General features: G+C 75.2%; 20 protein-coding genes. 12 read left to right on the forward strand and 8 right to left on the reverse strand.

Annotated features, from left to right (window positions below):
- Positions 1 to 42: 42 nt before the first annotated feature.
- The gene (locus ACFYZY_RS05435) at positions 43 to 813 is read left to right on the forward strand and encodes a response regulator (RefSeq protein WP_388689717.1); all 771 of its coding nucleotides are present in this window, start codon (positions 43 to 45) and stop codon (positions 811 to 813) included.
- Positions 814 to 875: 62 nt separating this feature from the next.
- Here ACFYZY_RS05435 and ACFYZY_RS05440 read toward each other — a convergent pair whose 3' ends face one another.
- Positions 876 to 1,322 carry an ATP-binding protein gene (locus tag ACFYZY_RS05440; RefSeq protein ID WP_388689719.1) on the reverse strand — a complete coding sequence of 149 codons (447 nt, stop codon included), beginning with the start codon at positions 1,320 to 1,322 and terminating at the stop codon, positions 876 to 878.
- A 266-nt stretch (positions 1,323 to 1,588) separates the two neighbouring features.
- On the opposite strand from ACFYZY_RS05440, the gene ACFYZY_RS05445 reads away from it, so the two are divergent.
- Together ACFYZY_RS05445 and ACFYZY_RS05450 are read left to right on the forward strand one after the other, a co-directional pair.
- The gene (locus ACFYZY_RS05445; RefSeq protein ID WP_388689720.1) at positions 1,589 to 2,146 is read left to right on the forward strand and encodes a hypothetical protein; all 558 of its coding nucleotides are present in this window, start codon (positions 1,589 to 1,591) and stop codon (positions 2,144 to 2,146) included.
- 16 nt (positions 2,147 to 2,162) lie between these two features.
- Positions 2,163 to 2,846, forward strand: coding sequence for a hypothetical protein (locus tag ACFYZY_RS05450; protein WP_388689722.1), 684 nt, complete (start codon positions 2,163 to 2,165; stop codon positions 2,844 to 2,846).
- A gap of 137 nt (positions 2,847 to 2,983) precedes the next feature.
- On the opposite strand, the gene ACFYZY_RS05455 is transcribed toward ACFYZY_RS05450, so the two are convergent.
- From ACFYZY_RS05455 to ACFYZY_RS05465, 3 genes are all read right to left on the reverse strand, one after another.
- The gene (locus ACFYZY_RS05455) at positions 2,984 to 3,976 is read right to left on the reverse strand and encodes an ABC transporter permease (RefSeq protein ID WP_388689995.1); all 993 of its coding nucleotides are present in this window, start codon (positions 3,974 to 3,976) and stop codon (positions 2,984 to 2,986) included.
- 460 nt (positions 3,977 to 4,436) lie between these two features.
- Positions 4,437 to 4,664 carry a DUF5133 domain-containing protein gene (locus ACFYZY_RS05460; protein WP_388689724.1) on the reverse strand — a complete coding sequence of 76 codons (228 nt, stop codon included), beginning with the start codon at positions 4,662 to 4,664 and terminating at the stop codon, positions 4,437 to 4,439.
- A 157-nt stretch (positions 4,665 to 4,821) separates the two neighbouring features.
- A complete protein-coding gene (locus ACFYZY_RS05465; RefSeq protein WP_388689726.1) occupies positions 4,822 to 5,781 on the reverse strand; it encodes an NAD(P)H-quinone oxidoreductase in 960 nt (319 codons plus the stop codon).
- A gap of 374 nt (positions 5,782 to 6,155) precedes the next feature.
- On the opposite strand from ACFYZY_RS05465, the gene ACFYZY_RS05470 reads away from it, so the two are divergent.
- The 3 genes from ACFYZY_RS05470 to ACFYZY_RS05480 all read left to right on the forward strand — a co-directional run bounded on the left by ACFYZY_RS05470 (position 6,156) and on the right by ACFYZY_RS05480 (position 10,256).
- A complete protein-coding gene (locus tag ACFYZY_RS05470; RefSeq protein ID WP_388689727.1) occupies positions 6,156 to 8,171 on the forward strand; it encodes an FAD-dependent oxidoreductase in 2,016 nt (671 codons plus the stop codon).
- Positions 8,172 to 8,212: 41 nt separating this feature from the next.
- Positions 8,213 to 8,752 carry a PadR family transcriptional regulator gene (locus ACFYZY_RS05475; protein WP_388689729.1) on the forward strand — a complete coding sequence of 180 codons (540 nt, stop codon included), beginning with the start codon at positions 8,213 to 8,215 and terminating at the stop codon, positions 8,750 to 8,752.
- Positions 8,753 to 8,864: 112 nt separating this feature from the next.
- Positions 8,865 to 10,256, forward strand: a complete 1,392-nt coding sequence (locus ACFYZY_RS05480; protein WP_388689730.1) for an FAD-dependent oxidoreductase — start codon at positions 8,865 to 8,867, stop codon at positions 10,254 to 10,256.
- Between the two features lie 53 nt (positions 10,257 to 10,309).
- Here the strand turns inward: ACFYZY_RS05480 and ACFYZY_RS05485 are convergent, their stop codons facing one another.
- On the reverse strand, positions 10,310 to 11,653 hold the full coding sequence (locus ACFYZY_RS05485) for a DUF2252 domain-containing protein (protein WP_388689732.1): 1,344 nt from the start codon (positions 11,651 to 11,653) through the stop codon (positions 10,310 to 10,312).
- Between the two features lie 231 nt (positions 11,654 to 11,884).
- On the opposite strand from ACFYZY_RS05485, the gene ACFYZY_RS05490 reads away from it, so the two are divergent.
- Positions 11,885 to 12,721 carry an inositol monophosphatase family protein gene (locus ACFYZY_RS05490; RefSeq protein ID WP_388689734.1) on the forward strand — a complete coding sequence of 279 codons (837 nt, stop codon included), beginning with the start codon at positions 11,885 to 11,887 and terminating at the stop codon, positions 12,719 to 12,721.
- 146 nt (positions 12,722 to 12,867) lie between these two features.
- Here ACFYZY_RS05490 and ACFYZY_RS05495 read toward each other — a convergent pair whose 3' ends face one another.
- From ACFYZY_RS05495 to ACFYZY_RS05505, 3 genes are all read right to left on the reverse strand, one after another.
- Positions 12,868 to 13,413, reverse strand: coding sequence for an EF-hand domain-containing protein (locus ACFYZY_RS05495; protein ID WP_388689736.1), 546 nt, complete (start codon positions 13,411 to 13,413; stop codon positions 12,868 to 12,870).
- Between the two features lie 174 nt (positions 13,414 to 13,587).
- Positions 13,588 to 15,120 (reverse strand): amino acid permease, encoded by a 1,533-nt coding sequence (locus tag ACFYZY_RS05500; protein ID WP_388689738.1) that lies wholly within the window; start codon positions 15,118 to 15,120, stop codon positions 13,588 to 13,590.
- Between the two features lie 69 nt (positions 15,121 to 15,189).
- A complete protein-coding gene (locus tag ACFYZY_RS05505; protein WP_388689740.1) occupies positions 15,190 to 16,164 on the reverse strand; it encodes a hypothetical protein in 975 nt (324 codons plus the stop codon).
- A 304-nt stretch (positions 16,165 to 16,468) separates the two neighbouring features.
- Here ACFYZY_RS05505 and ACFYZY_RS05510 point away from each other — a divergent pair, with 304 nt between their 5' ends.
- From ACFYZY_RS05510 to ACFYZY_RS05530, 5 genes are all read left to right on the forward strand, one after another.
- The gene (locus ACFYZY_RS05510; protein WP_388689742.1) at positions 16,469 to 17,929 is read left to right on the forward strand and encodes an FGGY family carbohydrate kinase; all 1,461 of its coding nucleotides are present in this window, start codon (positions 16,469 to 16,471) and stop codon (positions 17,927 to 17,929) included.
- Positions 17,926 to 19,386 (forward strand): FAD-dependent oxidoreductase, encoded by a 1,461-nt coding sequence (locus tag ACFYZY_RS05515; RefSeq protein ID WP_388689743.1) that lies wholly within the window; start codon positions 17,926 to 17,928, stop codon positions 19,384 to 19,386. The genes ACFYZY_RS05510 and ACFYZY_RS05515 overlap by 4 nt, the downstream gene beginning before the upstream one ends.
- On the forward strand, positions 19,383 to 20,588 hold the full coding sequence (locus ACFYZY_RS05520; protein WP_388689745.1) for an FAD-dependent oxidoreductase: 1,206 nt from the start codon (positions 19,383 to 19,385) through the stop codon (positions 20,586 to 20,588). The genes ACFYZY_RS05515 and ACFYZY_RS05520 overlap by 4 nt, the downstream gene beginning before the upstream one ends.
- A gap of 106 nt (positions 20,589 to 20,694) precedes the next feature.
- Positions 20,695 to 21,192 carry an NUDIX domain-containing protein gene (locus ACFYZY_RS05525; RefSeq protein ID WP_388689747.1) on the forward strand — a complete coding sequence of 166 codons (498 nt, stop codon included), beginning with the start codon at positions 20,695 to 20,697 and terminating at the stop codon, positions 21,190 to 21,192.
- Positions 21,193 to 21,233: 41 nt separating this feature from the next.
- Positions 21,234 to 21,482 carry a hypothetical protein gene (locus ACFYZY_RS05530; protein ID WP_388689749.1) on the forward strand — a complete coding sequence of 83 codons (249 nt, stop codon included), beginning with the start codon at positions 21,234 to 21,236 and terminating at the stop codon, positions 21,480 to 21,482.
- The last annotated feature ends 119 nt before the right edge of the window (positions 21,483 to 21,601 follow it).

Below are 21,601 nucleotides of genomic sequence, written 5' to 3' on the forward strand. Positions count from 1 at the left end.
GGTTGTTGTCGCCAAGCCGCCCGGGGACCTACAGTGCCAGGTGTGCCAGGCAAGAACTTCGTGCTGCGGACCACTCCGCAGGAGACGGCCGCCGTCGCGGACGCGGCGGTCGGCGATCTCGCGCAGCGCCTCGTCCAAAGGCTTCTGGAAGGTCCTTCGCATCCGGCACGGGAGGACCGCGCACAGGCCCTGGCCCTGCTCCACGTCCTCGACCACATCCAGAAGGCCGCCGAACGGCTCCAGCGCGAAGCGGTCGAGGCCGGTGCCCGCGCGGGCGCCGGCTACCCCCAGCTCGGCGCCGCCTGCGGCATGACCCGACAGGGCGCCCGCCGTCGCTGGCCGGGGCTCTTCGACCACTCACACGACAAACCCACGGAGCAACCGATCATGACCACCCCCGCCCGCCCGTTCGACGTCCTGCTCGTCGAGGACGACGTCGCCGACGCCATGCTCATCGAGGAGGCCCTCTCCGAGCGCGGGGCCCGCAACCTGGTCCAGGTCACCGACGGGGTCGCCGCGCTGGAGCACCTGCGCGCCCCGGACACCCCGCGGCCCGACCTCATCGTCCTCGACCTGAACATGCCCCGGATGAACGGCAGGGAACTGCTGAAGGTCCTCAAGACCGACGAGGAGCTGCAGACCATCCCCGTGGTGGTCCTCACCACGTCGACGGCCCCCGACGACGTGACCGGCGCCTACAGCAGCCACGCCAACGCCTATGTGACCAAGCCGGTCAACCTCGACGAGTTCGAGCGGGCCGTCCAGAGCATCGACGCCTTCTATCTGGACACCGCCGCCCGGCCGCGCCCCTGACGTCCGCGCCCCGTTCTCCGCTCCCCGGGGGAGCTCCCCCGGGGAGCGGAGAACGGGCGGGGTCAGGACAGGTCGATGCGGGCCGTGACGCGCTTGCCGGCCGCCTCCCGCCGGATCCGGAGGTCCCGGGTGACGGCCTTGACGATCTCCAGGCCGTGCTGGCCGATCCGTCCGGGATCGGCGGCACGGGCCGCCGGAACCGTGGGATCGCCGTCCCACACGGCGACGTCCACGGTCCCGGGGGTGAGGCTCAGCCGGAGCAGGACCGGGCCCGGGGCGTACCTGCGGGCGTTCGTGACCAGTTCGCTCACGACCAGCCGCGTCACGTCCGCCACCCGCTCGGACACGATCACGCCGCATTCGGCGCGGACCCCGTCGAGGAAGGCAGTGGCCAGATCTCGCGCCTCGGCGATGGACTCGCCGTCCCCGTCCAGCGGGTACTCGGCCCGCGCCAGACTGTCCTCGGACGCCGCACAGGCATCACCCTCAGCATCGGACCCCACTGTCATCGTCCTCTACCCCCGCGTTCCCGCGCACCTACCCGCCATGGAGTCACCTACACCCTATGTGTTGCGCGCCACAGCGGAGCCGGTGCGCACGACGGGGCATGGCGGAAAAGAGCGGACCGGCGGTTCCCGGCGCCCGGCCCCCGGCGCACCTCTACGGCCAACTCCCTCGCTCCTCGGCGCCTTTGCCCGCCGTAGCGCCCGTTTGGGGCGCGGGGCGCGGGGCAGCCGGACCGCTACGGACAAGACACAGCGAGAGGTGCGAGTCGATGTCGACAGGAATCCTCCTGATCCTCGTGATCGCCGCCGTCGCCCTGGCCGCGCTCGTCGCCGTCGCCGCGGCGAACCACCGGCGGCGGACGCGTCTGCGCGAACGGTTCGGCCCCGAGTACGAGCGGGCGGTCGAGGAGACCGGGAGCAGGCGGGCCGCGGAACGGGACCTCGACGCCCGGGAGCGACGCTTCCGGGAGCTGGACGTCAAACCGCTGCCCAGTGGCGTACGGGAGGAGTACGCCAGGCGCTGGAGGGACCTCCAGGAGGAGTTCGTCGACCGGCCCGAGGGCGCGGTGCACGACGCCGACCGGCTGGTGACGGACCTGCTCGAGGAGCGGGGCTACCCCACCGAGGGGTACGAGCAGCAGATGCGCGACCTGTCCGTGCGGCACGGCCGCACGCTCGAACACTACCGGGCGGCCCAGGAGGTGCACGCCCTCAGCTCCTCGAAGTCGGCCACCACCGAACAGCTGCGGGAGGCGATGGTGCACTACCGCGCCCTCTTCGGCGACCTGCTCGCCGACGGCGAGCCGACCGGCTCCGGCCGGTCCTGACGCGGAGGCGGAACACATGCGAGACCACGACACGCCGGAGCGGCCGAAGACGGCCGGCTCCGAGGCCCGGACCGGCCCCGAAGCCCCGGCGGGAAGCGGGGTCCCGGCGGAGGCCGGAGTCCTGGTGAAGGCCGGAGTTCCGGCAGAGGCCGGCACTCGTTCCGAGGGGTCCCCGGCGGAACGCCACGACGACGCGGCGGCCGCTCACCGGGGAACCACGCCGGACACGACGGGCGCCGGGGGCCCGGCGGCGGAGACGCGCCACGGGCCGGTCACGGCCGCCGACGACCCGGCCATCGACAGCCCGGCCACCGACGGCCCCATCACCGACCGCCCGGCCGTCGCGGAGGCCGCGCCGTCCGGGGACGCGGACCGCCGCTCCCGCGACGGGCGCCCCCCGGAGGGCGCCGGGCCCGCGGAGGACGAGGACGCCCCGGCCCTGTTCGGCCTCGCGGACGAGGACGCGTACCGCGGGCGCTGGCGCGAGATCCAGGGCCGGTTCGTCGACGACCCGCGCGAGGCGGTCCATTCGGCCGACGCGCTCGTCGCCGACGTGATGCGGGCCCTGGCGGACGTCTTCGCCGACCACAAGCGCACCCTCGAAGGGCAGTGGAGCGAGGGGCGGGACGCCGACACGGAGAGCCTCCGCCTGGCGCTGCGCGAGTACCGCTCGTTCTTCCACCGGCTCCTGTCCACCTGAGCCGTCCGGCCGGTGACCCCTCACCGGCGGCCCCGGGGCCGGCCACTCCCGTGCGGAGGGCCGGCCCCGGGGCGCGTCCGGCCCGGGGCCGGCGCGCTCACGGGGAACGGGCCGGGAGGGCGCGCCGCCGTACGTCCTCACAGGGCGGCGTGCGCCCCGCCGCGTTCCCGGCCGCCGGGGTGCCGGTGCCGCCAGATCCAGAACACCGCCGAGGAGAGCAGGGCCCAGGCGGCCAGTACCACGAAGGGGAAGAGGTGCTGGTGGCCGCCGAAGTACACCGCCGTGTGCTGCGCGTTCACCGAGGCGCCCGGCGGCAGCCACTGGCCGATGTGCCCGAGCGCCGACGGCAGCAGGGGCCAGGACACCGCGCCGCCCGACGAGGGGTTGCCCAGGAGGACCATCAGCCCCCAGGTCGGCAGCATGGCCCACCGCCCGATCAGGGTGTTGAACATGGAGAAGACCATGCCGGAGGCGAACATGGTCAGCGCGAGGATCAGCCACGACTCGACGAACGGCAGGTCGAGGGCGCCCAGCAGCCAGTCCACGGTCGCGGCGATGGCGAACCCGCCGAGGAGCGAGTAGAGGACGGTGAAGGTGATCCGTTCGGCGGGGTTGAGCGGCCTCGCGTGCACACTGAGCTGGATGGCCCCCACGAAGCCGATGATCACGGCGGCGAGCGAGATGTAGAACAGCGCGAGGCCGCGCGGATCGCCCTTCTGGAGCGGTTTGACGTCCGTCACGGTGACCGGCACCCCCGTGGACCGGCCCACCGTCACCGCCGCCTCCGCGAGGAGCTGCGCCACGGACGCCCCCGAGGCGCCGGCGACGTCGAAGGCCACGCGGCCGTCCCGCAGGGTCATGACGGCGAAGACCCGCTGCTCGTTCACCGCCTCCAGCGCCTCGGCGCGCGTACGGTACGGGCGCAGCGCGAGCGAGGAGTCGAGCGCCCGTTCCATCCCCTCGACGAACTTCGTGCCGGTCGGCGAGTCCGTCCCGAGGACGGCCGTCGGAATGTGACGGGGGGTCGGGTTCGCCATGGTGTACGTGTACGAACCGGCGAAGAGCGCGGCCGCGGCGGCCAGGATGAGGACCAGGACGGTCGCGGGGAGGAAGGGCGAACGGGTGAACATCTCCCAGCGCTCGGCCCGGCTCGGCGGTCTGCCGTGGGCGCCGTGCGGCGGCGCGGAACGTTCGCTCTCCGGTACGGCGCCTTCGCCCGGACGGCCGGCGCCCGCGTCGGCCTCGCCGGCGCCCCCGTCCGCGCGCTCGGCGTCGGCGCCCGTACGTACGGTGCGGTCGGTCGTGCCTTCACCCGTGTCACGGGTCTCACCGCGTCCTGGTCCCGGAGGGCCGGCCGCCGGGACGCTCCCCGGGGGAGTGTCGTGAGGAAGGGGTGTGTCGTCGTGTGGGTCGGACATGATCTCCACACTAATCCGATCAAATGGGGTGCATCACCGCGGACGCTCTCCCGTTCCGGGCACCGGACGACGGCACGTCACGGGCGGCCCGCACGTGTGCCCCCCACACGTCACGGGGAGGAACGATCACGGGACGTGTGGGGGGACGGGAGGGGGCGGTCGCGGTGTCCCGTCAGCCGGTCAGCGCGAAGTCGCCCTCGGAGCGGGCGCGGGACAGCTGGCGGCGGGCGGCGGCCAGCGCGGCGTCGATGTCGCGGGTGCCGGTGGACACGCACAGGGTGTAGGTGACGTCCTCGGTCTGACGGCGCACCTCGGCCGAGCCGTTCTCGGCCCGAAGGGTCCGCAGCGTCTCGTACTGCTCGACGAGGTTCTCCAGCACCATGGGGTGTGCCATCAGCATCGGCCGTCTCCTTACTCCGAACGGGGGACACGCGTCCCGCTCCGCCCGCCTGCCCCGGATCCCCGGCGGTAATCGCGCGATCCGGAACGGACCCGTCGCGGATCACGCGATCACCGCCGGGAGAGAAGCGTGCGCGGGCGGACCCGCCCCCGGCGCCTCAGTCGTTGATCAGGAGGATCTTGCCGGTGTGTCCGCCGGTCTCCATCCTCCGGTGCGCCTCGGCGGCCTCGCTCATGGGCATCCGGTCCTCGACGAGGAGGCGCACGGACCCGTTCTCGATCATCGGCCAGACCTTGTCGCGGACCTCGGCGACGACGGCGGCCTTCTGCTCCTCCGACCGGGTGCGCAGGGTGGTGCCGTACACCGAGAGGCGCTTGAAGACCAGGTCGGAGAGGTCGAGCGTACCGTCGAGGCCGTTCTGCAGGCCGATGACGACCAGGCGTCCGTCGAGGGCCAGGGAGCGGACGTTGCGTTCGAGGTAGTCGCCGCCGACGACGTCGAGGATCACGTCGTAGGGGCCGTGCCCGGTGAAGTCCTCGGCCCGGTGGTCGATCGCCACGTCGGCGCCCAGCTCCCGCGCCCGCGCGACCTTCTCCGGGCCGCCCACGGTGGTGACGACACGGGCTCCCAGCGCCTTGGCGACCTGGATCGCCGTGGAACCCACGCCTCCGAGTCCGCCGTGCACGAGGAGGGTCTCCCCCGCCGCGAGCCCCGCGGTCATGACGAGGTTGGACCACACCGTGGCGGTCACCTCGGGCAGGCCGGCCGCCTCGGCCAGGCCGATCCCCTTCGGGACGGGCAGCAGTTGTCCGGCGGGAACGGCGACCTTCTGCGCGTAACCGCCCCCGGACAGCAGGGCGCAGACCTCGTCGCCCACCCGCCACCCGGTGACCCCCTCGCCGAGGACGGCGACGCGGCCGGAGACCTCCAGGCCCGGGTACGGCGACCAGCCGGGCCGCAGCGGGTAGCGCCCCATGCGCTGCATGACGTCCGCACGGTTCAGAGCACTGGCCACCACGTCGACGACGACCTCGCCGGGAGCGGGCGACGGGTCCTCGACCTCGGTCCACTCCAGCACCTCGGGGCCACCGGGCTCCTTGATCGACACTGCCTTCATGACGCTCCTTTCGTATCCCCCGATCCCCGCCCCCCTCCCCCTTCCCCGTTTTCCCTCGTTCCCGCACAGCCGCTCCCGAGCACCACCGGGCCCGGAGGCGCGCCGGCCCCCGGACCGGGCACGGCCATGGCCCCGCGGGGGCTGCTCGGCACCGGCCCGAGCCGTCGGACCGGCAGGGGCAGGTCCCGAGCGCCCCCGGCGACCGGCGCCGGTCGCCGAACGGGCCTCCCCCGGTCCCACCGGACCGGCCGGATCCCCTCGCGATCCGGAACAAGTAGCGGACATCACGTCCCGAATCTTCTGCAACTAGTTGCAGAACCCTTCCGGGGTCCCCTAGAACGGTGGGTGACGTTCCCGCGCGAGGAGGCGCCCGCATGACCCCGTACCCGCACCTGCTGACCCCGCTCGACCTCGGGTTCACCACCCTGCCCAACCGGGTGATCATGGGGTCGATGCACGTCGGCCTGGAGGAGACCGAGCACGGCTTCGAGCGCATGGCCGCCTTCTACGCGGAGCGCGCCCGCGGCGGCGCGGGCCTGATCGTCACCGGCGGCATCGCGCCCAACGAGGCCGGCCGCCCCTGGGACGGCGGGGCCAAGCTCACCACGGCCGAGGAGGTCGCCGAGCACCGGCTGATCACCGAGGCCGTGCACCGGGAGGGCGGCCGGATCGCGATGCAGATCCTGCACTTCGGCCGGTACGCCTACCACCCCGCCCTGGTCGCGCCCAGCGCCCTCAAGGCCCCGATCAGCCCCTTCGTGCCGAACGAGCTGACCGACGAGGAGGTCGAGCGGACCGTCGAGGACTACGTCCGCTGCGCCGTGCTCGCCAGGGAGGCCGGGTACGACGGCGTCGAGGTGATGGGCTCCGAGGGCTACCTGATCAACGAGTTCATCGCCGCCGCCACCAACCGGCGCACCGACCGCTGGGGCGGCTCGTACGAGAACCGCGTCCGCTTCCCGCTGGAGATCGTCCGCCGGATCCGCGAGCGGGTCGGCGAGGACTTCATCCTGGTCTACCGCCTCTCGATGCTGGACCTCGTCCCCGGCGGCTCCACCCTGGAGGAGGTCGTCCGGCTGGCCAAGGAGATCGAGGCCGCCGGCGCCACCCTCATCAACACCGGCATCGGCTGGCACGAGGCGCGCATCCCCACCATCGCCACCTCCGTGCCGCGCGGCGCCTACACCTGGGTGACGAAGCGGCTGATGGGCGAGGTGTCCGTGCCGCTCGTCACCGGCAACCGCGTCAACACACCCGAGGTCGCCGAGGAGATCCTCGCGGACGGCCGCGCCGACCTGGTCTCCCTGGCCCGCCCGTTCCTCGCGGACCCGGACTTCGTCGCCAAGGCCGCGGCCGGCCGCGCCGACACCATCAACACCTGCATCGGCTGCAACCAGGCGTGCCTGGACCACACCTTCAACCTCAAGATCACCTCCTGCCTGGTCAACCCGCGCGCCTGCCACGAGACCGAGCTGGTCCTCTCCCCCACCCGCCGCGCCAAGCGGATCGCGGTGGTCGGCGCGGGTCCGGCCGGCCTCTCCTGCGCGGTGTCGGCGGCCGAGCGCGGCCACTCCGTCACCCTCTTCGACGCCGCCGCCGAGATCGGCGGCCAGCTCAACGTCGCCAAGCGGGTGCCGGGCAAGGACGAGTTCGAGGAGACCCTGCGCTACTTCCGCGTCCAGCTCGACGAGCGCGGTGTGGACGTGCGCCTGAACACCCCGGTCGCGGCGGCCGACCTGGACGGCTACGACGAGGTCGTGGTGGCCACCGGCGTCTCGCCCCGCACCCCCGGCATCGAGGGCGTGGACCACCCGAGCGTCGTCAGCTACCTGGACGTGCTGCGGGACGGCGCGCCGGTCGGCGAGCGGGTCGCGATCATCGGCGCCGGCGGCATCGGCTTCGACGTCGCGGAGTTCCTGACGGACGGCGGGGAGGGCGCGAGCCGGGACCCCGAGACGTACTTCCGCCAGTGGGGCGTCGACACGTCGTACGAGAACCGGGGCGGACTGCGCGCGCCCGAGCGGACCGCGCCCCCGCGCCAGGTGCACCTGCTCCAGCGCAAGAGCACCAAGGTCGGCGCGGGTCTCGGCAAGACCACCGGGTGGATCCACCGCACCGAGCTGAAGCACCGCGGCGTGACCATGGTGGCGGGCGTGACGTACGACCGGATCGACGACGAGGGCCTGCACGTCACGATCGACGGCGAGGCGCGGCTGCTTCCGGTCGACACGGTCGTCCTCTGCGCGGGGCAGGAGTCCCGGCGGGACCTCTACGAGGAGCTGGTGGCGGCGGGCCGCACGGCGCACCTCATCGGCGGCGCGGACGTCGCCGCCGAGCTGGACGCCAAGCGGGCCGTCGACCAGGGCACCCGCCTGGCCGCCGCCCTCTGACCGACGCGGTCGCCGTGGCCCGCCGAACCTAGGATGCGAGCATGTCCCTCCCGCACGCGATCCTCACCGCGCTGCTCGAGAAGCCTTCCTCCGGTCTCGAACTGACGCGCCGTTTCGACAAGTCGATCGGCTACTTCTGGTCGGCCACGCACCAGCAGATCTACCGCGAGCTGGGCAGGCTGGAGGAGGCGGGGCACGTCCGGGCCCTGCCCGCTCCGGTACCCGTCCGGGGACGGCGCAAGGAGTACGAGGTGCTGCCCGCGGGCCGTGCCGAGCTGGGCGACTGGGTCGCCAGGGCCGAGGACCCGAAGCCGATGCGGTCCGCCCTGCTGCTGCGGATGAGGGCGGCCGCGATGGTCGGCACGGCGGGCCTCCGGGCCGAGCTGGAACGCCATCTCGCGCTGCACCGGGAACAGTTGGACGAGTACCTGGCGATCGAGGACCGGGACTTCCCGGCCGAGCGGCGCGGCGCGGAGCCGGACCGGCTGCGCCACCTCGTCCTGCGGGGCGGGATCGACCTGGAGCGTTTCTGGGTGGAGTGGCTGACGAGCGCCCTCGCGGAACTCGGTCCGGAGGAGTAGCCCGCCGGGGCGCGGACCCCGGCGGCCCCGAACACGTGGGCCGTTCACCCGCGACGGGAACCGTCGGCGTGGATACTGGACCGCACCGGTTCCACGACACGAAAGGGCTGGTATGGCCGACGACTTGGGGCACCGCGCGGCACGCCACGCGGTGGTCATCGGGGGAAGTCTCGCCGGACTGCTCACCGCGAGGGTCCTCGCCGACCACGCGGAGAAGGTGACGGTCGTCGAGCGCGACCGCTTTCCCGAAGGTCCGGAGGCGAGGCCGGGCGTGCCGCAGGCACGACACCTCCACGCCCTGATCGCGGGCGGACAGCAGGCGTTCGACGAACTGCTTCCCGGCTTCATGGACGAGCTGGCGGAACTCGGCGCGCCGAAGGTGGGCGTTCCCCGGGACATGATCCAGTGGCAGAACGGAAGATGGCTCCGCCGCACGGCCGCGACCACGTACTTCTCCACCGGTCCGCGTCCGCAGCTGGAGTGGCTGGTGCGGCGGCGGGTGCTCGCCGACCACCGGATCGAGCTGGTCGGGGGCGTCGAGGCCGTGGGCCTGACCGGCGACTCCGCGCGGGTGCGGGGCGTACGGCTGCGCGAGCGCGGAGCCGGAGCGGGCGGGAAGATCCGCACCCTGGCGGCCGACCTCGTGGTGGACGCCTCCGGGCGGTCCACGAAGGCGGCGGACTGGCTGGCGGCCATCGGCGCGGAGGCGCCGCACGAGGAGACCCTGGACACGGGACTCGCGTACGCCACGCGGGTCTACCGCTCCCCCGCCGACGACTCCGTCTCCGACGCGGCCGGTTGCTACATCGTGCCGAACCCGACGCAGGTGTACGGCGGTGTGGTGCTGCCCCTCGGGGACGGGCGCCACCTGGTCACCCTGTCGGGCCTGCGCGGCGACGAACCGCCCGTCGAGGAGGGCGCGTTCGAGGAGTACGCGAAGCGGCTGCCGCACCCGGTGGTCAGCGACTGGCTGGCCCGGGCGGAGCCGGACTCCCCGGTCTACGGCTTCCGCGGGACGGCCAACGTCCGGCGCCGGTACGACCGTCCGGGCCGCCGTCCGGCCGGTTTCCTGGCCACCGGTGACGCGCTGTGCGCCTTCAACCCGATCTACGGACAGGGCATGGCGGTCGCCGCGCTCGGCGCGGTCGCGCTGCGCCGGGCGCTCACCGACCCGAGGCGGACCCCGACCACCCGGGTGGTGCAGCGGGCGCTCCTGGGCGCCTCGAAGCAGGCCTGGGACATCTCGGCGGGCGCCGACAGGAAGATGCCCGGCGCCACCGGGGACGCGGCGCGCACCGGCCCGCTGGACGGTGTGGTGGGCCGGTACCTGGGCCGGGTGCAGGAGCGGGCCCCGGGCGACCCGGTCGTGGGGGCGGCGTTCCGCGCGGCACTCGGCCTGACGGCCCCGCTGTCCTCCCTGTTCGCTCCGGCCGTGGCCCGGGCGGTGCTCTTCGGCCCGGTCCCCGCGACCCCGGCCGAACCACCGTTGTGGCGGGAGGCGTAGGGCCCTGCCGGGTGGCCCCGGAGAGGTGAGGGGCCGCCCGGACCCCCGGTCCCTCATGCCTCCGGGGCCGCCGTGATGACGCCCGCGGCGATGGCCGCGCCGAGCGACGCGTGGTCGTCGGCGTTCTGACGGGCGTAGGCGAGGGCGAAGTCGGCGACGGCGCGGTCGAAGACGTCCGAGCCGCCGAGGTAGGCGGCGAGGGCGATCCGGTCCCCGGAGCGGGCGTGGGCGCCGGCCAGGGCCCGGCCGCAGAGCCGGGCGTAGTCCCGCAGCGCCGCCGGGGACAGGGCCTCCACCTCGACCGGGCCCCTCGTGTCGCCCAGCCGGCGCCAGTGGAAGTGGCGCTGTTCGGGCCCGGTCATCCAGCCGAGGAGGACGTCGCTCGCGGCCTGGGCGATCCGCCGGCCGCAGACGACGCGGCGGCCCTGGTGGGAGTGGGCGGTCGGGGCCAGGTACTCCTCCAGGACGGAGCGGCCGGCCTCCTTGACCCGCAGGACGAGCGGGTCGTCCTCGTCCCTGCCTTCGAGGAGGAGGACGAAGCAGCGGGTGCCGACGCCGCCGACCCCGGTGGTCTCGCGGGCGGCGTCGAGGAGGCGGTAACGGTCGAGGAGCAGCCGGCGTTCCCCCGTCAGGGAGCTGCGGTGGTCGCTGAACGCCTTGCCGAGGGCGGCCCGGTCGACGTCCGTGACGCGTTCGAGGAACGGCGGGTCGTCGACGATGTGCCGGCGGCCGGTCCCGTCCGCCCCGGCGGGCACGACGAGCGTCCGGAGGCCGGTGTGGCGAGTACGGGCGAGCCGGTCCGTGGCGCGGGCGCGGGCGCGGGCGCCGCGACGGACGAGGGGGAGGAGAGCGTCGGCGGGAACCCGTTCGTACCAGACGGCCAGTTCGCCGAGGCCGGCGAGGCGGCGCACGTCCGTGCGGTACGCCTGGACGGCGGCGAGGGCGGCACGGCGGGCCCCGGCCTCGGCGGCGCCGTTCTGGAGGGCGGCGACGGCGACGCTCGCGGCGAGCCGTTTCACGTCCCACTCGAAGGGGCCGGGGAGGGTCTCGTCGAAGTCGTCGATGCCGAAGAGGAGCGTCCGTTCGGGTGACGCGTGGACGCCGAAGTGGAGGAGGTGGGCGTCGCCGCAGAGCTGGACGGTGAGTCCGGTGCCGGTCTGGGCGCCGAGGTCGGCGGCCATGACGGCGGCGGCACCGCGCAGGAAGCCGAGGGGCGAGGCCGCCATCCTGGCGTACCGGAGGGGAACGAGGTCGGACAGCCGGTCCCGGCACTGGCGTTCCAGGACGTCCAGCGGGTCGGGGCGCTGGGAGCTGGGTATCCAGCGGCCGTGGGAGGAGCGGGAGACGCGTTTGCGGGCCGCCCTGCCCCGTGCGGCTCGTTCCGACGGCGTCGTCATCCGGCCTCACCCGCCTCTTCCGCCGGGGTGGTCTCTCCCCGTCGCCTGAACCCTCATTACAAGGCGCCGCACTCGTTCCGGCCACTCCTTCCGGCCGGAGCGGCGGGGTCCGCACCGGGGGACGGGGTCCGCACGGGGGGGGCGGGGTCCGCACGTGGGGGGCGGGAGCGGGCCGCCCGCCCGGACCGGGCGGTGCCGGGGCGGCGGTTCCGCTCCGGTAACCTGCGCGGCATGATCCCTTCCCCCACCGGTTCCGACGACGCCGCGGTCGCGGCGGCCGGGGCCCGGGCCGGCGCGAACGTGGTCCGCGGCATGTACGGCAGGCGGCTCGACCGCGTCGACAAGGGCGCGGGGGACTTCGCCACCGCCGCCGACCTGGAGGCCGAGCGGGCGATCCTCCGCGTTCTGCGCGCCGCACGGCCCGACGACGCGGTGCTCGGCGAGGAAGGCGGACGGCAGGGTGCCGCGGGCGCCGTGCGCCAGTGGCTGGTGGACCCCCTGTGCGGGACGCTGAACTACGCCGCCGGCGCCATGCTGGTGGCCGTCAACGTGGCCCTGCGCGGTGGGGCGGCGGCGGTGGCCGACCCGTTCGGCGGCGAGATCTTCCTCACCGACGGGAAGACCGCCCTGGTGCGGCGCGACGGGGCCGGGGACGCACCGCTGTCGCCCTCGGCCGCCACCCGGCTGGTGGACGTCAACCTGGACCCGCCGTTCCCGAACGCGCCCGGGTTCCGGGCCGTGGACCTGCTGGCCCACCCCGTGTTCGCCGAGCGCTTCCGGCCCCGGGTGGTGTCCACGACGCTGGCGCTGGCCTGGGTCGCCGCCGGCCGGCGCGCCGCGTACGTCACCGACGGCGAGGACCTCGCCCACAGCGTGCACTTCGCGGCCGGCATCGCTCTGTGCCGGGCCGCCGGCTGCGTCGTCACCGGGATCGACGGCGCCCCGGTCGGCGAGGGGGGCCGGGGTCTGGTGGCCGCCGCCGACGACGAGACCCACGGGCTGCTGATGTCGATGACGCGCGGCCGGCACCGCGACGCGTCCGGTGGAGCGGGGCCCGGCCGGTCCTGAGCCGGGGCCCGGCCCGCCGGGCAGGTCCCGGGCCGTCGCCCCGGAGCCCTCCCCCGCCCGTGGGGACCGTCACGCGCACGGGGTGCCGGTGCCCCGGCTCCGCCCGCCCCGCGGGGCGGTTCCCGCACGGGGGGGCCGGGAAGCGGTCAGGTGCGGGTCGGTACGGGGCCGCACATCTGGTTGCCCGGGTCGGCCGGATCGTCGCTGGTCCAGAACTGGATCCACAGTTCGGTGAATCCGGGACGGTCGAGGTAACCGTCCCCGTCCTGGTCGAGGCGGTCGAAGACGTCGGCGACGTCGACGCTCCCGCCGTGCCAGGTGTCGACCAGCCGCCGGTGCTCGGCGGGAGAGATGCGCCCGTCGCCGTCCTCGTCGACGGCGTCGAAGACGGTCTCGGCGGTCGCGGCGACGACCTCGCGCATCGTGGGCAGCAGGTCCACCATGGCGAGGATCTCGTCCAGGTCGACCCTGCCGTCCCCGTCCGTGTCCACGTGGGCCGCGAGGAGGTCCCACCAGCCCAGCATGACCCTCTCCACGCGCGCGGCCAGTTCGGATCCCGGTCTCACGCGGGGCAGCCCCCTCCAGCGTTCCGCGAGGGCCTGGAAGTCGCGCCGGTCGAGGTAGCCGTTGCCGTCGGCGTCGAACGCGCGGAACACGGCGACGAGCTTGTCGCGCTGGAACTCGCTGGCCACGGTCTGTCCTTCCGTCGGGGTCCCCGGCGATCATGCCCGCGAACGGTCGTCCCCCAACGGCGCCCGGGAGCGGGAAGGGGCGCGCCCGGCACCCGCGCACGCGCCCGATGCCTCGCGCGCCCCGTCCGACCGGCGGCGCCCGGCCCGTCCGACCGGCGGCGCCCGGCACGCGCCCTAGACGATCCCCTCCGCGATGTCCGCCTCCTCGCGGGCCGTGCCGTACGCGGTCGGCGTGCCGTACGAACGGCGGGCGACGTACCACCAGACGCTGGCCAGGAGCAGGACGACGGCGAGTGCGATGACGGCGTAGTTCATGGTGTCGACCGTCACCGGGGACTTCTGCGGCAGGCAGAAGAGGACGGTCACGAACGCCACCCAGACGACGGCGGTCCAGCCGATCGGCCTGCTCCAGCGGCCCAGGCTCCACGGTCCGGGGACGAACCGGTCGCCGGCGCGCAGCCGCAGGTAGATCGGGATGGCGTAGGCGGGCGTGATGCCGATGACGTTGATGGCGGTCACGGCGCCGTAGGCGGTGGCCGAGTACAGCGAGGGCACGGCGATCAGCGCGGCCACGCCGACCGAGAGCCAGACCGCCGGGACGGGGGTCTGGGTGCGGCCGCTGACCTTGCGCCAGAGCGCCGACCCGGGCAGGGCGTTGTCCCGGCTGAAGGCGAAGACCATCCGGCTCGCCGCGGCCACCTCGGCGTTGCCGCAGAAGAGCTGGGCGACGATCACGACGAGCAGCAGGGCGGTGGCCCCGCCGGAGCCGAGCGCGTCCAGGAAGATCTGGGCGGGCGGGACGCCGGTGGCGCTGTTCTGCGTGGCGGCGTAGTCCTGGATCGCGAAGGTCAGGCCGGCGAGCAGGGCGAATCCGGCGAGCCAGGAGACCCAGATGGCCCGCACGATGCCCTTGGCGGCGGCGACGGAGGCGTTGGAGGTCTCCTCGGAGAGGTGGGCCGAGGCGTCGTAGCCGCAGAAGGTGTACTGGGCGAGGAGCAGGCCGATCGCGGCGACGTAGAAGGGGTTGGCCCATCCGGTGTCGTTGACGAACTCGGTGAAGACGAACCCGGCGGACTGGTGCCGGTCCGGGACGAGGGCGAGGGCGCCGACGATGACCGCGACGCCGGCCAGGTGCCACCAGACGCTGACGGAGTTCAGCACGCTGACCAGGCGGACGCCGAAGAGGTTCAGGACGGCGTGGAGCAGCAGGATGGCGAGGAAGATGAGGAAGGTGGAGCCGACGGTGGGTTCGAAGCCCCACTGGAGGTTGAGGAAGGCTCCGGTGAAGAGGGCGGCGCCGTAGTCGATGCCGGCGATGGCGCCGAGCAGGCCGAGGAGGTTCAGCCAGCCGGTGTACCAGCCCCAGCGGCGTCCGCCGAGCCGGTCGGCCATGTAGTAGAGGGCTCCGGAGGTCGGGTAGGCGCTGGTGACCTCGGCGAGGGCGAGGCCCACGCAGAGGACGAAGAGGCCGACGCCGGCCCAGCCCCACAGCATGACGGCGGGCCCGCCGGTGCCCAGGCCGAAGCCGTAGAGGGTCATGCAGCCGGAGAGGACCGAGATGACCGAGAAGCTGATCGCGAAGTTGCCGAACCCGCCCATGCGGCGGGCGAGGACGGGCTGGTAGCCGAGCTCTCTCAGCCTCGCCTCCTCGTCCTGGGCGGGCGGTGGCGTGTGTATCGCGCCGGTCGGGGCGTCGGTGCGGGCCATGGGGATCTCCGGGAGGCGGGGGACGGACGGAAAGGTGCGGGGGAACGGGGCGCGGGACGGGCCGGGGCGTCAGCCGCCGGCACAGCGGGCGCGGGCGTGCAGGAAGACCTCTTCGGCGAGGGCCCGGTCGTCCGGCCGGGCGGTCCGGTAGGCCCAGGGAAGCGTCGTGTAGTACGGGCCGAGCGCCTCGAAGACGCGGGCCGCGTCGGTGAAGCGGAGGGCCCCGAAGAGGGCGTGCGCCAGGTGGTTGAGGTCGAGCAGGGACGCCTCGTCGGTGGCGCAGAAGAGGAACCAGGCGTCCAGGGCCCGCTGGGCGTCGCGTATGGCGTCCTCGGCCACCCAGTGGAGGTCGAGGGCGCGCTCGTGGCCGCGCTCCCGGCGGTAGCGCTCGACGCGCACGTAGAGCGGGAGGGCGTGCAGGGCGGAGCCCACGGGCGCCGAGGAGGAGGCCCAGGAGGAGTAGTTGACGGCTTCGGAGAGCGGTCCGGAGCGCCGGGCGTAGACGAACTGGAGCATGCGGTGGTGCGCCTCGCGGTTGTACGGGTCGCGTTTCTCCGCCTCGGCCAGCAGCCCCCAGGGCCCGGTCGGCAGCATGGGGGCCGGGGGGCGGAGCCGGTGCTCGGCCCTTCGCTGGCGTCCGTCGAGGGCGGCCAGGGCGAGCAGTCCCACCCAGGGCACCGGATCGGAGGGCGACCGGTCGGCGGCCTCGCGGCAGGCGTTCCGCGCCTGCTCCCGGAGGTCGTCGGCGCCGGCGTGGCCGGCGCGGTGGGCGCGTACGGCCCGCTCGACGGCGACGCGGCCGTGCATCACGGTGGCGGCGGGGCTGTCGGGGTGCTCGGCGCGCCAGACGCGGACGGTGTCGGTGCCCGCGGCGACGGCGGCGAGGACCTGGGTGCGCCGGGTCCAGGAGTCCCAGTCGGAGGTCTCGTCGAGCAGCCGCGCCATGGCCATCCAGCGGCCGGCGCGTAAGTCCTGGACGGCGTGGCGCAGGGCGTGGTCGTGGCCCGCGGGGTGGTAGACGGGCCGGAAGCCTTGTCCGCTCATCAGGGGGTGGGGGGTGGTGTGGATGACATGGGTCCTCGGTGGATGGAGGCGGGGCGTCCGGTCCCCGGTGCGCGTCCCGGCCGTTGATCGGCGATCACTATAGAGGGCTCCGGACGCGACCGGCTGCCCTTCTTTTTCGACCGCAACTATCAGGCCAGAGACCGGATCTGACGTGACATCGAGCGAAGTGGCGGACCTGACGTGATCGCCCGTCGCGGCTTGACGGGGCCCCGCGGCCACGGCACCCTGACCCTTTTCGGTGAGCGGACGGTCACCGAACGGGACCGGTGACGGGAGCGGTGGCATGACGGGCGGTCCGGTACTCGCCGTCGATCAGGGCACGTCGGGCACGAAGGCCCTCGTCCTCTGCCCGGAGCGCGGGGTCATCGGCAGCGGTACGGCGCCGGTCCGGCCCCGCCACCTGCCCGGCGGCCTGGTCGAGGCCGACCCGCGCGAGCTGTACGGGTCCGTGGTCGCCGCCGGACGGGCGGCGCTCGCCGAGGCGGGCACCCCGGTCGTGGCGGTGGGCCTCGCCAACCAGGGCGAGACCGTGCTCGCCTGGGACCCCGCCACCGGGGAACCGCTCACCGACGCGATCGTCTGGCAGGACCGCAGGGCCGCCTCCGTCTGCGCCGGACTCGACGCCCACGCCGAGGAGCTGCGCCGGCTGACGGGCCTCCCGGTGGACCCCTACTTCGCCGCGCCGAAGATGGCCTGGATCCGCCGCCACTCCACCGGCGCCGGCGCCGTCACCACCAGCGACGCCTGGCTCGTCCACCGGCTCACCGGCGCCTTCGTCACCGACGCGGCGACCGCGGGACGCACCGGGCTCCTCGACCTCGACACGGTCTCCTGGTCGGAGACCGCCCTCGGCCTGTACGGGCTCGGCGGCGAACCGCTGCCCCGGATCGTCGACTGCGACGCCCCGGTCGGCACCACCACCGCCTTCGGCCCGCCGCTGCCCCTCACCGGGCTCCTGGTGGACCAGCAGGCGGCGCTGCTCGCGCAGAGCGCCGACGACCCGGCCGCCGTCAAGTGCACGTACGGCACGGGGGCCTTCCTGCTCGCGCGGACGGGGCCGGAGCCGCGGCGGACCGCCTCGGGGCTGGTGAGCTGTGTCGCCTGGCGGCTCGGCGGGCGCGTGACGCACTGCCTGGACGGCCAGGTGTACACGGTGGCCTCGGCCGTGCGCTGGCTCACCGACCTCGGCGTGATCGCCGGGGCCGGGGAGCTCGACGCGGTCGGCGGCACCGTCCCGGACACCGGCGGCGTCACCTTCGTCCCCGCCCTCGCGGGACTCGCCGCGCCCTGGTGGCGGGGGGACGCGCGCGGTTCGCTCACCGGCCTCGGCCTGGACACCGGGCCGGGCCATCTGGTCCGCGCCCTGTGCGAGGGCATCGCCGCCCAGGTCGTGGAGCTGGTCTCGGCCGTCGCGGCGGACCGGGGGACACCGCCGGCCTCGCTGCGCGCCGACGGCGGTCTGACCCGGAGCGCGCTGCTCATGCAGACCCAGGCCGACCTGCTGCAACGGCCCGTCGAGGTCTCCGCCCTGGCCGACGCCACGGCCCTCGGGGCCGGCGCGGTCGCCCGCCTCGGCCGTACCCCGGGGCTCGCGCTCCGGGAGGCCGTACCGGAGTGGAAGCCGTCGGCGGTCTACGAGCCCCGGATCTCCGCCGACGAGGCGGCGGCGCGCCTCGCGCGGTTCCGCGCGGAGGTCGCGGCCCTGCTGGAACGCCCCGGGGCGACGGGCGGCGGGGACGCGTGAGGGGGACGGCGGAGCACCGGGCCCCCTCGGGGGTCACCCGGGCGGGACCCCTGCCCTCCGGCGGGGACGCGGAGTACGACGTCGTGGTCGTCGGCGCCGGGGTCGTCGGCTCCGCCGTCGCCCGCGCGCTCGCCCGCCACCCGCTGCGGGTCGCCCTCGTGGAGGCCGCCGACGACGTGGGCGACGGCACCTCGAAGGCCAACACGGCCGTCCTGCACACCGGTTTCGACGCCGTGCCCGGCACCCTGGAGGCACGGCTGGTCCGCGAGGGACACCGGATGCTCACCGCGTACGCGCGGGAGACCGGCATCCCCGTGGAACCGCTCGGCGCCCTGCTCGTGGCCCGGGACGAGGAGCAGCGCGCCGCGCTCCCCCGCCTCCGGGAGAAGGCGGAGCGCAACGGCCACCGCACCACCCGGCCGCTCACCGCGGACGAACTCGCCGTGCGGGAGCCCCGCCTGGGCCCCGGCGCCCTCGCCGCGCTCGAAGTGCCGGGCGAGTCGATCGTCTGTCCGTGGACGACCACCCTCGCGTACGCCACCCAGGCCGTCCGCTCCGGGGTGGACCTGCACCTGAACTGCCGGGTGGAGGAGGTGTGTCCGGGCGAGCCGTACCACCGGCTCGTCACCCGGCGCGGAGTGCTCCGCGCCCGCCACCTCGTCAACGCCTGCGGGCTCCACGCCGACGCCTTCGACGCCCTGGTGGGACGCGAGGACTTCACCGTCACTCCGCGCCGGGGCCAGCTGATCGTCTTCGACAAGTCCGCCCGCGACCTGGTCCGGCACATCCTGCTGCCCGTCCCCGGTCCCCTCGGCAAGGGCGTGCTCGTCTCCCCGACGGTGTACGGGAACGTCGTGCTCGGGCCCACGGCGGAGGACCTCGACGACAAGACCGCCACCGGCACGACGGCCGAGGGGCTCGCCGGCCTCCGCGAGCAGGGCGGCCGCGTCCTGCCCGCCCTGCTCGACGAGGAGGTCACGGCCGTCTACGCGGGGCTGCGGGCCGCCACCGGGCGGGAGGACTACCGGATCGCCGCCCACCCCGGCCTGCGGTACGTGACGGTGGGCGGGATCCGTTCCACGGGACTCACCGCCTCCCTGGCCGTCGCGGAGCACGTGCTCGGCCTCCTCGCGGACTGCGGCCTCGACCCGGGCCCGGAGCGGCCGCTCCCCCCGGTCCGCATGCCGAACCTCGGCGAGGCGTTCCCCCGGCCGTACCGCGACGCCGGACTCATCGCCCGGGAACCCGACTTCGGGGCGGTCGTCTGCCACTGCGAGCGGGTCACCCGGGGCGAGATCCGGGCCGCGCTCGCCTCCACGGTCCCGCCGGGCGGCCTCGACGGGCTGCGGCGCAGGACCCGCGCCCGGGGCGGCCGCTGCCAGGGCACCTTCTGCGGCGCGGAGGTACGGGCGCTGTTCGAGGAGTCGCGCGCCCGTCCCGGGAAGGGGACGCGGTGAACCGCGCGGTCGACGTGCTCGTGGTGGGTGCGGGACCCGCCGGGCTCGCCGCGGCCGCCCGGCTGGCCGCGGCCGGGGCCGGTCGCGTCGAGGTCCTGGAGCGGGAGCCGGAGGCGGGCGGGGTGCCGCGCCACTGCGTCCGGCCGGGGTTCGGCGCGGACGCGCGGGGACGCCCCCTGGACGGGCCGGGGTACGCGCGCCGCGCCGTGCGGGCGGCGTCGCGGGCCGGCGCGGACGTCCGTACGGGCGTCTCGGTCACGGGCTGGGCCGGACCGCTCGCCCTGGAGACCGTCTCCCCGGCCGGGCCCGAACGGATCGGGGCCCGCGCGGTGGTCCTCGCGACCGGGGCGCGCGAACGGCCCCGCAGCGCCCGGCTCGTGCCGGGGACCCGGCCCGCCGGGGTGCTGACGACCGGCGAACTCCAGCGGGTGGTGGCCCGGTTCGGGGCGCGGCGGGAGCACGTCGGGCGGCGGGCCGTGGTCGTCGGCGGCGATCCGGTGGCCCGGGGCGCGGTGCGGACGCTGCGCTCGGCCGGGGTGGAGGTGGTGGCCGTCGTCACCGGGCACCCCCGGCCGGCGGTCGCGGCCGGGACGGCCCCGCTGCTCACCGGCACGGTCGTGACGGAGATCCTGGGGCGCGGCCGGGCGACGGGGGTCGCGGTGCGGGGGCGGGACGGCCGGACGACCGTGCTGCGGTGCGACACGGTGGTCTTCACGGGCGACTGGATTCCGGACCACGAACTGGTCCGCGCCCGCGGGCTGCCGCTCGCGCCGGGCACGCGGGGTCCCTTGACGGACGGCGCCTTCCGCACCCCCGCGCCCGGGATCTTCGCGGCCGGCGCCCTCCTGCGCGGCGGGGAGTCCGCGCGGGTGGCCGCGGCCGAGGGGCGGGCGGCGGCCGACGCCGTGCTGGACCACCTCGCCGGTCTCCTCCCGCCCGCCGGCGCGGTGCCGGTCGTGACGGCGGGGCCGCTGCGGTGGGTGGTGCCCGGCCTCCTCGGCCCGGAACCCGCTCCCCTGCTCGTCCGGCCGGAACGCCGCCTCGTCCGCCCGCTCCTGTCCGTCGCCCAGGACGGTGCGCGGCTGCGGCGGGAACGGCTGCGCGGGACGCTCGTGCCGTGGCGTTCCGTACGGCTCGGCCCCGAATGGACGCGCGGAACGGACCCGGCGGGCGGCCCGGTGACGGTCGAGGCGGAGGAGTGAGGCACCGGGGCGCGGGCGGAGGGGAGGAGCGGGGTGCCGGGGGCGCCCGCCCCCGTGGGACCGGACGGGGCTGCGCGGACGGGCCTCCCCGGCCACACTGGGGTCCATGCCGGACAGACGCAGCGCGGGCCTCCTCGTCTTCCGCCGCACGGCGGACCGGGGCGTCGAGGTCCTGATCGGGCACATGGGCGGGCCTCTGTGGAGGTCCCGCGAGGAGGGCGCCTGGTCGATCCCCAAGGGGGAGTACGGGCCCGGTGAGGCGCCCGGGGCGGCGGCCGGGCGCGAGTTCCGGGAGGAGCTGGGCCTGCCGGCCCCGGAGGGCGAGTGGATCTTCCTCGGGGAGAACCGGCAGCGCAGCGGGAAGCTCGTCACCGTCTGGGCCGTCGAGGGCGAAGCGGACCCGGACCGGATCGTGCCCGGCACCTTCACCATGGAGTGGCCGCCCCGCTCCGGCCGCCGGGCGGACTTCCCGGAGATCGACCGGGCCGGCTGGTTCACCCCCGGGGCGGCGGCCCCCCTGCTCGTGGCGGGGCAGCGGGTCTTCCTGGAACGGCTGGAGGCGCGTCTCGCGGAGCGGGACCGAGCCCGATTGTCAGACCCGTAGGAGAAGCTGGGGAGAGCCGAACCGTCGAGAAGGAGCCCGTCATGACCACGATCACCGCCGACGAGCGCGCGGCGGCCCAGGCGTACCTGCGGCTGCTCGAATCCACCCAGGCCGTGCTCTCCGATCCACGGCTCGCCCCCTACGCGGGGGTGATGCTCACCCATCCGATGGCGGAGGCCGACGAAGCGCTGCGCGCGGCCGGTCTCGCCGGGAACGAGGCCCGGCTGCTGCGCCTGGTCTCCTCCCTGCGCTCCTCCCCCCCGACCGCGTGGGGGCACACCGCCGGCTGAGACGGGGCGCCTTCCGCGCGGCCCGTCTCCTCCTCGGGGGCCGAGCCGGGCCGGTGCGCGGGGGCCGGGCCGGTGGTCGCGGCCGGGCCCGGGTGCCGTGGGCCGGGGAGGGTGTCGTG

Source organism: Streptomyces sp. NPDC001744 (assembly GCF_042892575.1).
In the GTDB taxonomy this organism is placed as follows: domain Bacteria; phylum Actinomycetota; class Actinomycetes; order Streptomycetales; family Streptomycetaceae; genus Streptomyces.

What these genes read in the sequence shown, in the direction of transcription:
- ACFYZY_RS05440 (WP_388689719.1), bottom strand. Translation starts at nt 1,322, where the DNA reads ATGACAGTGGGGTCCGATGCTGAGGGTGATGCCTGTGCGGCGTCCGAG.
- ACFYZY_RS05445 (WP_388689720.1), top strand. Translation starts at nt 1,589, where the DNA reads ATGTCGACAGGAATCCTCCTGATCCTCGTGATCGCCGCCGTCGCCCTG.
- ACFYZY_RS05450 (WP_388689722.1), top strand. Translation starts at nt 2,163, where the DNA reads ATGCGAGACCACGACACGCCGGAGCGGCCGAAGACGGCCGGCTCCGAG.
- ACFYZY_RS05455 (WP_388689995.1), bottom strand. Translation starts at nt 3,976, where the DNA reads ATGTTCACCCGTTCGCCCTTCCTCCCCGCGACCGTCCTGGTCCTCATC.
- ACFYZY_RS05460 (WP_388689724.1), bottom strand. Translation starts at nt 4,664, where the DNA reads ATGCTGATGGCACACCCCATGGTGCTGGAGAACCTCGTCGAGCAGTAC.
- ACFYZY_RS05465 (WP_388689726.1), bottom strand. Translation starts at nt 5,781, where the DNA reads ATGAAGGCAGTGTCGATCAAGGAGCCCGGTGGCCCCGAGGTGCTGGAG.
- ACFYZY_RS05470 (WP_388689727.1), top strand. Translation starts at nt 6,156, where the DNA reads ATGACCCCGTACCCGCACCTGCTGACCCCGCTCGACCTCGGGTTCACC.
- ACFYZY_RS05475 (WP_388689729.1), top strand. Translation starts at nt 8,213, where the DNA reads ATGTCCCTCCCGCACGCGATCCTCACCGCGCTGCTCGAGAAGCCTTCC.
- ACFYZY_RS05480 (WP_388689730.1), top strand. Translation starts at nt 8,865, where the DNA reads ATGGCCGACGACTTGGGGCACCGCGCGGCACGCCACGCGGTGGTCATC.
- ACFYZY_RS05485 (WP_388689732.1), bottom strand. Translation starts at nt 11,653, where the DNA reads ATGACGACGCCGTCGGAACGAGCCGCACGGGGCAGGGCGGCCCGCAAA.
- ACFYZY_RS05490 (WP_388689734.1), top strand. Translation starts at nt 11,885, where the DNA reads ATGATCCCTTCCCCCACCGGTTCCGACGACGCCGCGGTCGCGGCGGCC.
- ACFYZY_RS05500 (WP_388689738.1), bottom strand. Translation starts at nt 15,120, where the DNA reads ATGGCCCGCACCGACGCCCCGACCGGCGCGATACACACGCCACCGCCC.
- ACFYZY_RS05505 (WP_388689740.1), bottom strand. Translation starts at nt 16,164, where the DNA reads ATGAGCGGACAAGGCTTCCGGCCCGTCTACCACCCCGCGGGCCACGAC.
- ACFYZY_RS05510 (WP_388689742.1), top strand. Translation starts at nt 16,469, where the DNA reads ATGACGGGCGGTCCGGTACTCGCCGTCGATCAGGGCACGTCGGGCACG.
- ACFYZY_RS05525 (WP_388689747.1), top strand. Translation starts at nt 20,695, where the DNA reads ATGCCGGACAGACGCAGCGCGGGCCTCCTCGTCTTCCGCCGCACGGCG.
- ACFYZY_RS05530 (WP_388689749.1), top strand. Translation starts at nt 21,234, where the DNA reads ATGACCACGATCACCGCCGACGAGCGCGCGGCGGCCCAGGCGTACCTG.